The 14,680-nt window shown below is 45.1% G+C and carries 15 protein-coding genes; 10 read left to right on the top strand and 5 right to left on the bottom strand.

Annotation, left to right across the window (positions count from 1 at the left end; translation table 11 throughout):
- Window positions 1-47: 47 nt before the first annotated feature.
- The 10 genes from O3627_RS04440 to O3627_RS04395 all read left to right on the top strand — a co-directional run bounded on the left by O3627_RS04440 (window position 48) and on the right by O3627_RS04395 (window position 8,634).
- Window positions 48-1,034, top strand: coding sequence for a rhodanese-related sulfurtransferase (locus O3627_RS04440; protein WP_060553014.1), 987 nt, complete (start codon window positions 48-50; stop codon window positions 1,032-1,034).
- 157 nt (window positions 1,035-1,191) lie between these two features.
- Entirely contained in the window at window positions 1,192-1,995 is an 804-nt protein-coding gene (locus O3627_RS04435; protein ID WP_125357146.1) for a helix-turn-helix transcriptional regulator, read from the top strand.
- A 56-nt stretch (window positions 1,996-2,051) separates the two neighbouring features.
- Window positions 2,052-2,465, top strand: coding sequence for a VOC family protein (locus tag O3627_RS04430; RefSeq protein WP_049553430.1), 414 nt, complete (start codon window positions 2,052-2,054; stop codon window positions 2,463-2,465).
- 9 nt (window positions 2,466-2,474) lie between these two features.
- Window positions 2,475-2,834, top strand: coding sequence for a TfoX/Sxy family protein (locus tag O3627_RS04425; protein ID WP_023915839.1), 360 nt, complete (start codon window positions 2,475-2,477; stop codon window positions 2,832-2,834).
- A 294-nt stretch (window positions 2,835-3,128) separates the two neighbouring features.
- On the top strand, window positions 3,129-4,046 hold the full coding sequence (locus O3627_RS04420; RefSeq protein WP_125381911.1) for a DUF4299 family protein: 918 nt from the start codon (window positions 3,129-3,131) through the stop codon (window positions 4,044-4,046).
- A gap of 181 nt (window positions 4,047-4,227) precedes the next feature.
- Window positions 4,228-4,488, top strand: a complete 261-nt coding sequence (locus O3627_RS04415; protein ID WP_002898091.1) for a SemiSWEET family transporter — start codon at window positions 4,228-4,230, stop codon at window positions 4,486-4,488.
- A gap of 219 nt (window positions 4,489-4,707) precedes the next feature.
- Window positions 4,708-5,469: a nucleoside phosphorylase gene (locus O3627_RS04410; RefSeq protein ID WP_125357143.1), complete on the top strand. Its 762-nt coding sequence runs from the start codon at window positions 4,708-4,710 to the stop codon at window positions 5,467-5,469.
- A gap of 9 nt (window positions 5,470-5,478) precedes the next feature.
- Complete coding sequence (locus O3627_RS04405; protein WP_125381910.1) at window positions 5,479-7,164, top strand: ABC transporter ATP-binding protein; 1,686 nt, start codon at window positions 5,479-5,481, stop codon at window positions 7,162-7,164.
- Window positions 7,157-7,993, top strand: a complete 837-nt coding sequence (locus O3627_RS04400) for an energy-coupling factor transporter transmembrane protein EcfT (protein WP_125348358.1) — start codon at window positions 7,157-7,159, stop codon at window positions 7,991-7,993. The genes O3627_RS04405 and O3627_RS04400 overlap by 8 nt, the downstream gene beginning before the upstream one ends.
- 50 nt (window positions 7,994-8,043) lie before the next feature.
- Complete coding sequence (locus tag O3627_RS04395) at window positions 8,044-8,634, top strand: hypothetical protein (RefSeq protein ID WP_125348360.1); 591 nt, start codon at window positions 8,044-8,046, stop codon at window positions 8,632-8,634.
- Window positions 8,635-8,674: 40 nt separating this feature from the next.
- On the opposite strand, the gene rsmG is transcribed toward O3627_RS04395, so the two are convergent.
- The 5 genes from rsmG to O3627_RS04370 form a co-directional block, all read right to left on the bottom strand.
- Complete coding sequence (gene rsmG / locus O3627_RS04390) at window positions 8,675-9,388, bottom strand: 16S rRNA (guanine(527)-N(7))-methyltransferase RsmG (protein ID WP_125357141.1); 714 nt, start codon at window positions 9,386-9,388, stop codon at window positions 8,675-8,677.
- Between the two features lie 81 nt (window positions 9,389-9,469).
- Window positions 9,470-10,213 carry an ABC transporter ATP-binding protein gene (locus O3627_RS04385; RefSeq protein ID WP_125357140.1) on the bottom strand — a complete coding sequence of 248 codons (744 nt, stop codon included), beginning with the start codon at window positions 10,211-10,213 and terminating at the stop codon, window positions 9,470-9,472.
- 57 nt (window positions 10,214-10,270) lie between these two features.
- Complete coding sequence (locus tag O3627_RS04380) at window positions 10,271-12,607, bottom strand: ABC transporter permease (RefSeq protein ID WP_002911921.1); 2,337 nt, start codon at window positions 12,605-12,607, stop codon at window positions 10,271-10,273.
- Complete coding sequence (locus O3627_RS04375; protein WP_002911922.1) at window positions 12,582-13,865, bottom strand: MFS transporter; 1,284 nt, start codon at window positions 13,863-13,865, stop codon at window positions 12,582-12,584. The genes O3627_RS04380 and O3627_RS04375 overlap by 26 nt, the downstream gene beginning before the upstream one ends.
- Before the next feature lie 62 nt (window positions 13,866-13,927).
- Window positions 13,928-14,545 carry a TetR/AcrR family transcriptional regulator gene (locus tag O3627_RS04370; protein WP_011836620.1) on the bottom strand — a complete coding sequence of 206 codons (618 nt, stop codon included), beginning with the start codon at window positions 14,543-14,545 and terminating at the stop codon, window positions 13,928-13,930.
- Between the last annotated feature and the right edge of the window lie 135 nt (window positions 14,546-14,680).

Below are 14,680 nucleotides of genomic sequence, written 5' to 3'. Positions count from 1 at the left end.
AATTAAAAATTCAGAAAATTTTATAGAGAAAAGAGAGTTGAAATCTTATGGCAAAAGATATTCGCGTCCTACTTTACTACAAATATGTTCCGATTGAGAATGCTGAGAAATTTGCAGCTGATCATCTGGCCTTTTGTAAATCTATCGGTCTGAAAGGCCGTATCTTGGTGGCAGATGAGGGAATCAACGGAACGGTTTCTGGTGATTATGAAACCACTCAAAAATACATGGATTATGTGCACAGCCTTCCGGGCATGGAAGACCTTTGGTTCAAGATTGACGAAGAAAACGAGCAAGCTTTCAAGAAAATGTTTGTTCGCTACAAGAAAGAAATTGTGCACTTGGGCTTGGAAGACAATGATTTTGACAATGACATCAACCCACTAGAGACGACAGGAGCTTACCTGTCACCTAAGGAATTTAAGGAAGCACTCTTGGACGAAGACACTGTTGTCTTGGACACTCGTAACGACTATGAATACGATTTAGGTCACTTCCGCGGAGCCATTCGTCCAGATATCCGCAACTTCCGTGAGTTGCCACAATGGGTCCGTGATAACAAAGAGAAGTTCATGGACAAGCGCGTGGTTGTTTACTGTACTGGTGGTGTTCGCTGTGAGAAATTCTCAGGCTGGATGGTGCGTGAAGGATATAAGGATGTCGGTCAGCTTCATGGCGGTATCGCGACTTACGGCAAGGATCCAGAAGTTCAAGGGGAGCTTTGGGACGGCAAGATGTATGTATTTGATGAGCGTATCTCTGTTGATATCAACCATGTTAATCCAGTTGTGATTGGGAAAGACTGGTTTGATGGGACTCCTTGCGAGCGCTATGTCAACTGTGGCAATCCAGAGTGTAACCGCCGCATCCTGACTTCAGAAGAAAATGAAGACAAGTACCTCCGTGGCTGTTCTCACGAATGTCGCGTTCACCCTCGCAATCGCTATGTGGCTGAAAACGGCTTGAGCCAGGCAGAAGTGGTGGAGCGTTTGGCTGCTATTGGAGAAAGCTTGGAAACACTGGTAGCTCAGTAATTTAATCGTGAAGATAAAAACTTTAGATGTTTCAAGTGTCTAAAGTTTTTTTATTATTTATTTGCAGCTTAGCTTTTCTTTATTCAGGTTCTGATTTTTTGTCCTTTCTTTTTGATGTGATATAATGAGCTTAAATAAATGGGAAAGGAGCAAGTCTATGTCTAAAGCTATCATGGAAGAAGTGGCGGCCTATCTACGTCAGCATACAGATCAAGAGCTGAGTCTGACCGATTTGGCTCAGTATTTCCATTATAGTCCTTCCCATCTATCCAGAACTTTCAAGAAAAAGATGGGCTTTTCTATCAAGCAATATGTGGAAGCTCTTAAGATGGAAAAAGGGATTCAGGAAATTGTGGAAGGCCGGCAAAATGTGACCGAGACCTCTATGGAAGCTGGTTATGATAGTCTAGGCAGTTTTTCCAATACTTTTAAGCGGCATACTGGACTTTCGCCTAAAAAATATTATCAGGAATCAACCAAGGCTTATGATTTTATGATCAAACAGCTGGATGAGAAGGGAGCTTTCTTGCATCAGGATCCCGACTGTAAAAGTGGCAATCGCTTGACTGTGGCGCTATCTTATCCTGAGGGGTATGAACCACGCATTAGCTGTGTCGGGCTTTTTAAAACCCGCATACCCAAAGAAGAGCCAGTTATCGGAGTAGCATTGAGTCAGGAGAGACGGTTTACTTTTGAAAATGTACCCGATGGTCACTACTATCTTTTGGCCTGTGAATTGCTGGAGGATTTACACCTGTCTAAAAACTATGTCTTGAAGCATAACTTTCGCTGGGGCAGTGATGAGCCTCTCACATTTTCAGGCGATAGCATCTATCAAGAGGAAATCAGCATGCGCAGGCCCTTGCCCAGTGATCCACCTATTACAGTTAATCTTCCAGTTTTAATCATGCGTTCCCTAGCCAAACAAGCGCAATTGAGAATAAGAAAATTTTTATCCTAATTGATAAACTGATACTAGAGATTTATTCTCAGATATAAAAAATTGGAGGAACAATAATGAAATTAGACGTGTTTTTAAGTTTTAATGGTCAGGCCGAAGAAGCTTTTCGTTTTTATGCTGACCTTTTTCAGACAGAGATTAAGGGACTTGTCCGAGCCAGTGAGATGATGGATCCAGCTGACCTTCCTGCAGAAAAACGGGATAAGCTTGCCTGGATTGCCTTAGATACGGAAAACTTAACCCTGCATGGTGAAGATGTAGGCATTTTTAACGACCTATCTATTCCTAGCAATCATCAGCCCAATCAATGGTTAGTTCTGAGCCCAGACAGTAGAGAAGAAGCCGATGAGCTCTTTGCCAAGCTTGCTGAAGGTGGGCAAATTCTCTATCCTTTAGAGGAACAAGCTTTCGCAGAGTTTTATGGCCGCTTGATTGACCGTTTTGGTATCGGCTGGGATGTGATGAAATGAGGTAGAAGGATGGCTTATAGTGAATCCTTAGCCCAGCAAGTCCGTGCCATTTTAGCTACTGATCTTCCTCCTCATGTTTTTGAAGAAGAGCTAGAAGAGAAGAAGATGTTTGGTGGCTTGGCTTTTATGGTTCGAGGTAAGATGACCGTTACTGTGAGTTCGAGAAGTCAAGAGCTTGTCATGGTACGCATCGGTAAGGAACTGGAAAAGCAGGTCCTGCCTAAAAATGGTGCCAGTGTCACAGTGATGAAGGGTAGGCTTTATCATGGCTATATTGATTTAGATGGCGAAGGACAAAAGGAACTGCCTTACTGGATCAAGCTAGCCTTGTCCTACAATCAGGAGCTGACGCAGCAGGATAAAAAGTAAGAAGTGCTCAGAATGAGTTTTGCTTTCTTAGAAGTTTGTTCATTACCTTTTTATGAAATTCAAATATATTCTTAGAATCTGTATTGATGAAGCTTTCAATCGGAAAGTCTCTTCATGGATACAGGTTTTTTCGTCTTTTTCTTCCAAAAATGTTATACTAATACCAGAGTCCGTTTTGCGAATGAAGTTTATTTTTAAAAGTCTTGGAGAAAATCTAGTTTGTACCAGTATTGAGTTTTGTTTTTGCATTTTCTCGTTTTCTGAAAGGCTTTTGTAGTTAGAAAGGAGCATGGTATGAGTATTTCTTTTTACATTCAGAACCGAAAGGGCTTGTTTAGCTATAAGGCGGTCGAAACACCCTTATCTCTGGTTTCCTTGGTGGAAGGGCTTGAGGTCGTAGGCCTCAAGGGCGATAAGGCTTATCAATCCTTGGATCAGGTCGGAACTTTTCTGGCTGTCTACTGGGAAGGGGCAGGCCGTGGGTTTGAAGTTTATTATCTGTCAGACCGGGAAACCTACCAGGTCCGCGTCTTGACACCATCAACGGTGGGTGACTGGAAAGGGGCCATTCTCTTCATGAGTCGTTTGGCTCAGAAGATGAAGCAGGATATTGTTGATGAATACGGCAATACTTACACTGCTGACGGGATTTTTAATATTGATTTTGAAGCGGATATTCTCTATGGCCTGAACGATGCCAGAGTTGCAGCTGCGCCTATGCATGTTTTCGAAGGCTATGCTCATGATTTGTACATGTCGCAGGAAAAACTTCTGGAACTATTCAAAGCTGAAGATCCTGTGGAGGAGTTTGGCAGGCAGATGGCCGAGATGCAGCAGGTTCAGAGTCAATTTTCTACTCCTAAGTATTATAAGGATCAGGGTGGGAAATATCTGGGCTCTTATGTTCTGGCAGAAGGAGTGGACACAGTCCTTCCGACTCAGCCCATGCCCAAGGGTTACCTGATTAAAGAGATGATTGAGAGCGGTGCTAGTCAAGACATGAAATGGCATCTCCACATCCTGATAGAGGATGCTAGCAGTCCGCAGGGCTATAAATACTTGACAACAAAGGACTTAAAAGCTTTTTTGGAGAAGATTCCGGACACTCACCGCACCTATCTGGATTCCAGTCAGATCCGGATTCAGCCACTCAATCGGCTGGAACTGGAAGCCATTTTGGATCAACTTCCCGATGGAGAACCGAAGTTTTAAAGGCTAGGAAAATCTACTTTTTGAATCTTAACAGAGCTGCCAAAAGGCGGCTTTTTTAGGGCTGTCAGCAGTTCTCACAATTTTGTGACTCTTTTCTTTTTGATGACATTGTTGAAAATATCTTGAAAATTTCAGAGAGAAGCTATAGAATAGAGGTCAGTTTTATAAAAAGGAGAACGAAATGAAAGAAAAACACATGCTAATCTTGGGCTGGGTGGCTACTTTTATGTCTGTTATGATGTATGTTTCCTATATCCCACAGATTATGAATAATCTAGCTGGCAACAAGGGTGACTTTATCCAGCCTTCAGTAGCTGCTCTAAACTGTACTCTCTGGGTCATTTATGGTCTATTTAAAGAGAAACGGGATATTCCTTTGGCAGCGGCTAATATGCCGGGCATCGTATTTGGCTTGATTACTGCTGCTACAGCCCTTATGTAAGATAAGATTGGGAGTTGTTCCCAGTCTTTTTTGTTGGAAAAACATTGGATAAAGCATTCACTTCACGTGTAGCTATAGAGCTTGCCTATGGCTTTTCCTATGTAGAAAATATGCAGGCAGCGTTCAGCAGACAGCCTTTTTATGATACAATGGTAAGATGAAGTCAGTGGAGATCTGCTGACTGTTTCATCAGGAAGAAAGGGATAAGAGAGCAAGCCTATGATACTTGAAGAATTTGACCAAAGTCGCAAGGCCATCATCAACCCAGAAGACTTGAATGAATCCATAGAAGGTTTTCCGGAGACGGCTGTTTCCTGCTTTGCCAGAGAGACTTTTGCGCGGATGTTGGCTGATTTTGAGCATGAACTGATTACGACAACTAGCATGGCTAATATTGAAATTCCTATCTATCCGTATTTTGCAGATGGACGGGAACTGGCTCTCTTCAATGCACCGGTTGGAGCTTCGGCCTGTGTAGCTATTCTGGAAGACTTGATTGCTTTTGGTATGAAGAAGCTGGTGCTTTTCGGTACTTGTGGCATCTTGGATGAGGAGATTAAGGAAACGTCCGTCATTATCCCGACGGAGGCCCTGCGAGATGAGGGGACTAGCTATCACTATCAGCCAGCTAGCCGTGAGCAGGAAGTCAATCTTGGCCTGAAAGATTTTTTGACGGCTTTTCTGGATGAGCGTGGTATTTCCCACAGCAAGGGCAAGGTCTGGACGACAGACGGTATTTACCGTGAGACGCCTGCTAAGCTCCGCCAGAGAAAGGCCGAGGGAGCCATCTGTGTGGATATGGAATGCTCAGCTGTAGCTGCTTTGGCAGCCTTTCGAGAGATATCCGTCTGCCAGTTCTTCTATGCAGCCGACCACTTGTCTGAGGAAGCTTGGGATATGCGCAACCTGGCCAATCATGCAGACTTAGACGAAAAAGATAAGATTGCCAATCTAGCGATTCAAATCGCTCTGGCACTATAGAGAAATAAGATGAAAAAACCAATTATCCAATTTGAAGACTTTAGCTTTCAATATCAGGCTCAGTCTGAGCCGACCCTGAAGCAGATTAATCTGACTATTTACGAGGGGGAGAAGGTTCTGATTGTCGGACCATCTGGCTCTGGTAAGTCAACGCTGGGCCAGTGTCTCAATGGGATTATCCCCAACATTTATAAAGGAGAGGCCAGCGGACAGATCTTGATTAAGGGACAGCCAGCCTTTGAATCCAGTATTTATGATAAGTCTAATCTTGTCAGTACGGTCTTGCAGGACACGGATGGCCAGTTTATTGGGCTTAGTGTAGCAGAAGATCTGGCCTTTGCGTTGGAAAATGATGTGATGGAGCTGTCGCTTATGCGCGAAAAAGTCCGAACCTGGTCAGAGAAGCTAGATTTAGCGGAGCTTTTGCAGCATCGGCCTCAGGATTTATCAGGCGGTCAAAAGCAGCGCGTCAGTCTGGCTGGGGTTTTGATTGACGAGAGTCCTATTCTGCTTTTTGACGAGCCCTTGGCCAATCTGGATCCCAAGTCGGGTCAGGATACCATTGATTTGATTGACCAGCTTCATCGGGAGACGGAAACGACGACTCTGATTATCGAGCACCGCTTGGAAGATGTTCTTTACAGACCGGTAGACAGAATAGTGCTTGTCAATGACGGACGCATTCTCTTTAATGGACAGCCAGATGACCTGCTCAGAACCCAGCTGCTAGCTGAAAATGGTATTCGCGAGCCACTCTATGTTACTACTCTGCGCCAACTGGGTATTGATGTGGAAAAGACTGAGGGATTGTCCCGCTTGGATCAGCTGCAGTTGGCAGATGTGACCTTTGAGGGCAGGGATTGGTCTGACTCTGACAAAGGGCTTCAGGAGCCCTTGCTGGAACTGGAGCACGTTTCCTTTGCTTACCAGAGCGGCGGCAAGCCTATTTTGCAGGATATGAGCCTGAAGATTTTCAAGGGTGAGCGGATAGCTATCGTTGGTAAAAATGGAGCTGGTAAGTCAACCCTGGCCAAGGCCCTCTGTCAGTTTATCGAGACTGATGGGAGCTATAGGTGGAAAGGTCAGGACATCAAAGGAGACTCCATCAAGGAGCGAGCTGAGCGGATTGGCTATGTCCTCCAGAATCCCAATCAGATGATTTCGGCAGCCATGATTTTTGATGAAGTGGCTCTAGGCTTGCGCTTGCGCGGACTGGCAGAAGCGGAAATCGAAGAGCGGATCCATGCGGCTCTTAAAACGTGCGGCCTCTATGAATTCCGTAGTTGGCCGATTTCGGCCCTGTCTTTCGGCCAGAAGAAGCGGGTGACTATTGCGTCTATCTTGGTGCTGAATCCCGAGATTATCCTCTTGGATGAACCGACAGCCGGTCAGGACCAGTGCCATTATACCGAGATGATGGACTTTCTAGACGAGCTCAACCAGCAGGGACATACGATTATCATGATTACCCACGATATGCAGCTGATGCTAGATTATTCAGATCGGGCAGTGGTTGTGGTGGATGGTCAGATTTTAGCCGATAAGGCGCCTGCGCAGGTGCTGACAGATCAAGAGTTGATTACGGCGGCTCATCTAAAGGAAACGTCAATCTTTACTCTGGCTGAGAAGATTGGTGCCGATCCTCTGGCTTTGACCGAGTTTTATATGCGAGAAAAGGAGGACAAGCATGCTTAATCAGCGAAAATTAATCGGCTACCATGCAGGCGAGACGTTTCTTCATGGTCTGTCTGGTGCCAGCAAGATGCTGTTCTTCGTTCTGGTATCAGTAGCAGCTATGATCAGCTATGATACTCGCTTTTTGCTGGGGCTAGCCCTGCTGTCCCTCTGCCTCTTTCGCCTGTCCCATATCCGCATCCGAGACATTTCATTTGTTTTAGTCTTTGCGGCATCCTTTGCTGCTCTTAACTTAGTGATGGTCTATCTTTTCGCGCCTGAGTATGGTGTCGATATCTATGGAACTAAAGATGTCCTCTGGACCGGATGGGGATCTTATAATCTAACAGCTCAGGAGCTGTTCTACCTCTTTAATCTCCTGCTCAAGTATGTTTCGACCATACCTCTGGCAGTGATTTTCCTCATGACAACCCATCCCAGTCAGTTTGCTTCCAGCCTGCATCAGCTTGGTATTTCCTATAAAATTGCTTACGCGGTCAGTCTGACGCTCCGCTATATTCCAGATTTGCAGGAAGAATTCTTCCTAATCAGGATGTCTCAGGAAGCGCGTGGTCAGGAATTATCCAAGAAAGCCAAACTGACTCAGCGCGTGAAAGGAAATCTGCAGATTATCATTCCGCTGATTTTTAGCTCACTAGAGCGCATCAATACCATTGCCACAGCAATGGAGCTGCGCCGTTTCGGAAAAAATAAAAAACGGACCTGGTACACCTATCAAGCTCTAAGCAAACGAGATATGCTGGTACTGACACTGGCAGTCGCCTTTCTATTGCTCTGCTTTGCCCTCTTCGCAGTCAATCACGGCCGCTTTTATAACCCGTGGAGGTAGGATAAAGTGTGTGAACTTCGTTTAATATATATTAGGAGGATAACTACTAGGTGGAAGAAAGAATAAAGAGTAGATTCCGTAAGGACTTATTATTTCCTGTTTTATATGGTTTAGGAGGTATAATTTTTCTCTTCTATATGCCACATGCGGACGAATTTGGCTTTTGGGCATCCTTGATTTTTGCTGCTTTGCTACTACTAATGAGTGCACTTTTTACCTGGCTTGCTTGGATTACTAGGCAAAAGAGCTTGCAGAGCTATCAGAAGCTTTATTCTCATTATCCGGAGCTAGAGAAGGAGTTTTACAAGATTTACAACCAGTCTCGCTATTCACGTGAAAAACTATCTCTTTATCTTTATAAGGATGCAATCATACGAGATGATACCTATTTTCAGTTTCTTATGCTTTCTGATTTAACTGATTTGACTATTAAGATTGAGAAAGTTCAAGAGAACAAGTACGTCAAGTATCCTCATCTATATTTGTATTATAGTCCCATGAGTGCCAACAAAGATATTCGTCTGCATCTGGGACGCTATACTAATCAAAATTATGTTGAACTATTACAGTTTTTAGATGTGGTTAATCAAGTTGCCCCTCAGATTAGAATCTATAATGAAGCAAAAAATAATATTCTCTAATGGCGAAGAAAAACCAGGCAATCCTTGCCTGATTTTTTTCTTATAACGGTCTTTTATTTGGCATACCGGCCTTGCGGGGGTATTTGTTGGGCGTTTCTTTCTTCTTTTCAACCACTGTGATAAAGCGGGGGGCACCGTTTGGCAGGGCATAGCTGAGGTTGTCTTGAACCTTGCTAAAGAGTAAGTTAAGGGCATTTTTTGCTTCTTCCAGTTCTTCTGGAGCATTAGAAGCCTTGAGTGCAAGGAGCTTGCCGCCAACTTTCAGATAGGGAATGGTCAGTTCAGATAGGACCTGCATCCGAGCAACCGCACGGGCAGTGACCAGATCAAATTGAGCTCGAAAAGCCTTGTCCTGAGCAAAGTCTTCTGCGCGACCGTGGTAGAAATGAACCTTGTCCAGCTCGAGCTCCTCTGCCAGCAGTTTGAGGAAGTTGATTCGTTTGTTGAGCGAGTCAATGATAGTCACATCCAGCTGGGGGCAGATGATTTTCATAGGGAGGCTGGGAAAGCCGGCCCCAGCTCCGATGTCCAGCAGCTTAAGTTCTTGATTACTAATCAGGCCTTGCAAAACGGGCGCTATTGAATCATAGAAATGCTTGAGATAGACTTCATTTTTCTCGGTGATAGCTGTCAGATTAATTTTTTCATTCCATTCAACCAGAAGTTCAAAATAACGCTCAAACTGGTCTTTCTGGCGGTCGGTCAGTTCGAACCCCTGCTGGGCTAAGAGCTGGTAAAATTCTTGCGGTGTCATAGTTTCATCCTTGTTTGTCTGTATTCATCCTATTATATCACAAAAAGGAGACCCCGGCATTCTGCCAAAGGGCCTCTTTTCTTATATGCCAATCTGATTGAGCTCCGCCAAGAGCAGCTGGCGCCGCTCATCCTGATTAGCAGCTGGGTCAAAGAGAACTTCTTTCTCTATCTCGCCATCTAAAATGAGCAGGACCTTGTCTGCATAGGTAGCTACGCTGGCATCGTGCGTCACTAGGAGAATACTTGCGCCCTGCTGGTGGAAGTGCTGCATGAGCTCCATAGCTTGACGGCCAGCCTGAGAGTTGAGCGCTCCTGTCGGCTCGTCAGCAAAAATGATTCGAGGCTGGTTCATGAGAGCCCGGCAGATGCCGGCTCGCTGGAGCTGGCCGCCCGATACCTGATGGATAGAGCGGTGAGCAATGTCCTTAATGCCAGTCAGAGCCATTAACTCCTTGGCTCGCTCATAGGCTGCCTTTCGCTCACTGCCTTTCTTACCAATGATACTTGGTAGGCAGATATTGTCTAGGATATTGAGATTTTTCAGGAAGGTTGCCTGCTGGAAGACAAAGCCGAAAGCCTCTCTACGAAGGCGGTCTAAGTCCTTGTCTTTCATAGCTAGCAAGTCCTGTCCCTGGTAAAGAATCTGGCCTTGGTCAGGTTTGTCAATGGTGGATAGAAGATTGAGAAGAGTGGATTTCCCGCAGCCAGACGGCCCCATGATGGCGATGAATTGGCCGCTTTCAATCTCTAGCGACAAATCACGGAGAATGGGCTCCTGATTTTCCTGATAGCTTTTGCTGAGGTTATGTGCTTCTAATAACATAGGCTTCTCCTCGGATGTAGAATTAATGCTAAGCGCTCGGAAACTATCTGCTTAAGGTCAATGTTCCTTGAGATAGCGTCCAATTTCCAGCTTGTTCAGCGCTCGGAGGCTGATGTGTGCTGCTGTGAGTCCGCTAAGAAGCAGAGCCAGCGGTGTCCATAGAAAAGTAAAGGACTTATTGGTGATGAGCTGGAGCTTGCTGATACCGAAGCTGCTGAGCAGCAGACTGCAGACTTCTTGCCCCAGACTAAGGAGCAGCAGGTCGGCTATTGCCAAAGCCAGCATCAAGATGAAGCAGACAGCGAGCAGGTAGTGGCTCCTGAGTCGTTCACTGCCAAATCCCAGCATCCGATAAAGTGCCAAGTCAGCTTGGTCCTTGGTGAAAATCATATAGACAAAGAGAGTCATAAGGATGAAGACAATGCTGAGTCCTGTCCAGAAAACGCTGGTCTGAATCAAGCGGAGCATGGCTAGAGTGTCATCAAAAGTCTGATGGAAAAAGTCTTCTACGTCAGTTAATTTATAATTGGAATAGCGTTTTTTCCATTCGTTGATTTTTTGAGTTTTGTTGCTAGCATCTTTAAGGTGGATGGTCGTCAGACTATTGAGTGTTTGCGCTTGCTTTGTCACAAAGACAGCCTTGGCGGTCTTGCCGCCGTAGGTCAGGTCTGAGTAAATACCGACTACTTTTAATTTTCTGGGTTGACCGTCTACCGTCAAGGTCAGGCTGTCTCCTACTTTTAGCTTGAGCTCTTCTGCCTGCAGCTTGGAGAGGGCAATTTCATGCTCGTTTTTAGGATAGCGGCCTTGGCTGTATTTGACTGGAAATCCCGCATGGTTTCCCAGAGTTACCCGCAACTGCTGGGTCTGACCTTGCTGGTCTTGATAGGAGAAATTCTGGCTCTGGTACTGATTAATCTCTGCGATATCCTTGTCTGCCTGCAGTTCTTTCAGAAGCTGGGCAGTCTTGGTATCGATATCTTCAGTCTGAGAAATATCAACCAACACATCTGCCTGACCGGCTCCCAGATACTGACTGAAATTCTTGTCCATCACAGTACTGTAGAGACTGGCTGGCAGCAGGATAAGCAGGCTAATCAGACTGACAATGAGCAAGATAGTCAAATAGAGTTTTTTATGATTCAGAATCGTTTTCAGAGCGAAATAGGGCCTGTCTAAGAAGGGTATAGACGGTAAACCCATCTTCGGAGTAGAAGGAGTCGCGGTCAGACTGTTGGAAGAAGCTAATCTTAAAGCTTGGCCGGGGGTCTTTTTCTTAAAAGAGCTGAGAGGCCGGGCAGTCAGCCAAAAGACCAAGAGACAGAGCAGTAGAGCCACTAGCATTTCCAGAAGATAGCTATAGAAGGGCGTCGGACTTTGCCCCATAGACAGTGCCATTTGCTTTTTAAAAGGACTACTCAGAAGAAAGGACAGTCCCCATCCAGCGATGGTTGCTAGAGCCAGACAGAAATAATACTTGGTCAGGTAGACCCTGCTGATAAAGCTTTGGGGCAGTCCCATCACCTTCATAACGGCAATCTGCTGCAGGTCTTCTTGAATCTTGGTCAAGAGGGCAAAGCGCATGCAGAGAAAGGTGATGCCAATGATAGCCACAACCAGCAGCCCCATGACTAGGATGACTAGAGCATCATTGAAGCCGTTAATCATCTTGATCGTCGGATAGGTAATCATAGGCGGTCCATTGGACTCAAGCTCTGCATTTTTATAGGCTTGCTCGATGGTAGAAATCTGGCTAAGCTTATGCACTCGAAAGGCAATCAGGTTCTCATTAGATGCAAATGCTTCTTTTTTCAGAGTCTGCAAATCAGTCTGTGAGATGAGGAAGCGTTTGGAGGAGACTAGACCGGCATTCATCTGGGCATCTCGGATAAATCCCTGGACAGTTAGCCGTAGCTTGCCGACCCTTATTTTGTCGCTGATTTTGATTTTTCCGCTATTGTAATAATAAAGGGGGATATAAACTTGCCCTGGCTGAGGCTGGGCAGGCTGGTTATTCTGATCCAGCAGAAAGTCAAAGTTTTGGTTCTGACTGGAAAAGCCATTATCCTGGGAGCTGTCCTGAAGTGAGTTTTTCTCATTGATGCGGATGGCTGATCCTTCCACATTGACAAAGTCTGTCAGCTGCCAAGAGGCAATTTCCGGATGCTGCTGGACGAAGTTTTGCAGGCGTTCTCGGTTGACGTTTCCGCTGTGCATCTGTAGCAGGTGAGGACTTTTAGCTGTTTCCACAAAGCGCTCAATCGAGCTAGTGAGACTAACGGTCAGGCGAGTGGCTGCAAAGCTCAGAGTCAGAGTCAGAAGCAGGAAAAGTCCAATGACTAGCATGCTGACTTTGTTTTCTTTTAAATCATTTTTTATCAAGCGTTGAAACATATTCCAGCTCCTTTACTGAACGTGCTCGGGAGAGCAGATAAGCACCAATGCCGATAGAGATACCGGATAGGATAAAGAGCAGACCATAGCCTCTGCCTCCTCCGACACCGATGATTTTTCCGACAGAATTTGCCAGCCAGCCAAAGTAAGTCAGTGAGGGCTTGAAAAGAGTGTCCGCGACCCAACCCATGCCGGCATAAGCTAGCACATAGCCCAGCTGAGAAATAATCCCTATGGTCCCCCAGACCTTGCCTTGGTCAGCTTTGTTAATATTGATGCGGACCAGGTAGTCAATGGCTGTATTGGCGAAAGGTAGGGCAGCAAAGAGGAGAAAGCCAAAGCTGCAAATCCAGATGAAGTTTTCCTTCATTCCCAGCCCAACCATGAAGAATCCCAGTAGAAATAGTGAGAGGCAGAGCATACGATGGAAGTGTTTTTTGATAGCAAATATCCCCAGAACCAAGCCTCCTATCAGCATCCCGCTGCTGGAGATGGTCATGACCCAGCCGGCTGTTTTAGCGTCTGCGAAAGCCAGTACCAAGGGAGAAAACAGGATTTGGACTGTTCCCAAAAAGAAGGAAAAGCCTGTTCCAGCTAGGACTAAAATCCAGATTCCTTTTTTTCTATAGACGATTTGAAAACCTTTAAGGAAATCCGCCCAGAAACGACTATCACTGCTATAAACTTGCGAATGAATGGCCCGTCGGGCTAGCAAGGTGCAGGCTACTGTCACGAAAATAGTTGAAAAATCCAGCAACAGAATCGTGCTGATATGTCCGCTCGCCAAAATCATTCCAGCCAAGGCTGGTGAAATCAGATAGCGGGCAATGCCATTAATCTGGGACAAACCAGTTGCTTTTGATAACTGGTCCTCAGGCAGCAAGTCGGAAATCGTAGCTCGAAAGGCCGGATTGACCAAGGCTGAAAAGAGCGAGCTAATGGCAGCTCCGATACAGATAAAAATCAAAGCAGGATTCTTCAGACTAAAGTAAATCCAGAGAACGCCTAAGCCTGACAAGCCATCTCCCAGAGCCATCAGCAATCTTCGGTCATAGCGATCGGCCAGAATTCCAGCTAGAGGAGTAACCAAAAGACCAGGCAGAAAAGCACAAAGGGTAACAAAAGAAGAAACAGAAACCAAACCGGTCAGCTGGAAGATATAAACTCCTAAAGCGAAAGAAGTCATACCAGAGCCGATTTCCGAGATGAGGCTTCCAATCCAAATCAATAAAAAGAGTCTAAAGCCTGATTGTTTCATAGTTGCCTCCTTATGTTTGCAATGTCAAGTAATTGTAAATAGTGAATCTAGTGCTTAGCTGTCTAGCTGCTTTGAGTCTGAATCAAAGATAGAAAGGGATTGAAGTAGCCTTGCCGGCTGTGAAAAAGAGTTTCTAAAAGATAGAGAAAAGCTTGTAGTTTTTGCTGCTGTTTTTCTGGAGGTAGTGCCTGAAAACTGCTGCCAAAAGCTTGCAGGGAATAGGTAAGAATCATTTCCAAGCTTTCGTAGGGATAGTCGGTCCTCATATCTCCAGCAGTGATACCGTCTTGGATGATGGGAAGTAGAATCTGGGGTGCTCGTTCAAGAAGAATTTGATTGGTCTTTTCGTGCAGGAGCGCATTTTGTGGCTGGTTGAGATGCAGCAGCACTTCCTCTCCCTCTTGATGATTAAGATTCAGAGCAGCCATGCTGCCAAACAAGCGCTCTAGGACAGTTAGTTCACGATTGTTGGCAAAGGCTTGAGAAGCCGTAAATGCTTGTTCAATAGTTCGCTCAATGATGGCATCCATAATTTCTTCCTTAGAAGAAAAGTAATAGTAGAGAGTACCACGGGCGATTTGAGTCGCTTCTAAAATCTGGGAGATAGAGGTCTGGTCAAAGCCTTGCTCCATAAAAAGCTTTTGTGCGGTATCTAAGATAAAGTCTTTTTTATTAGCCATGCTTGCATCCTTTTTATTAGTAAAATTTTATTAGACCGACAGTCGGTTTATTCTTTCCTTTATCGTACATCTTTTCTAAATCAATGTCAAGAATAAAGACAGTTCCTCTATTTTTTGATATAATAAGTCTAATCA

The sequence above is a fragment of the Streptococcus sp. 27098_8_82 genome (assembly GCF_041431615.1).
In the GTDB taxonomy this organism is placed as follows: Bacteria; Bacillota; Bacilli; order Lactobacillales; family Streptococcaceae; genus Streptococcus; species Streptococcus sanguinis_K.
Note: the sequence above shows the minus strand (reverse complement) of the source record. Positions and strands in the feature narration are given on the sequence as shown.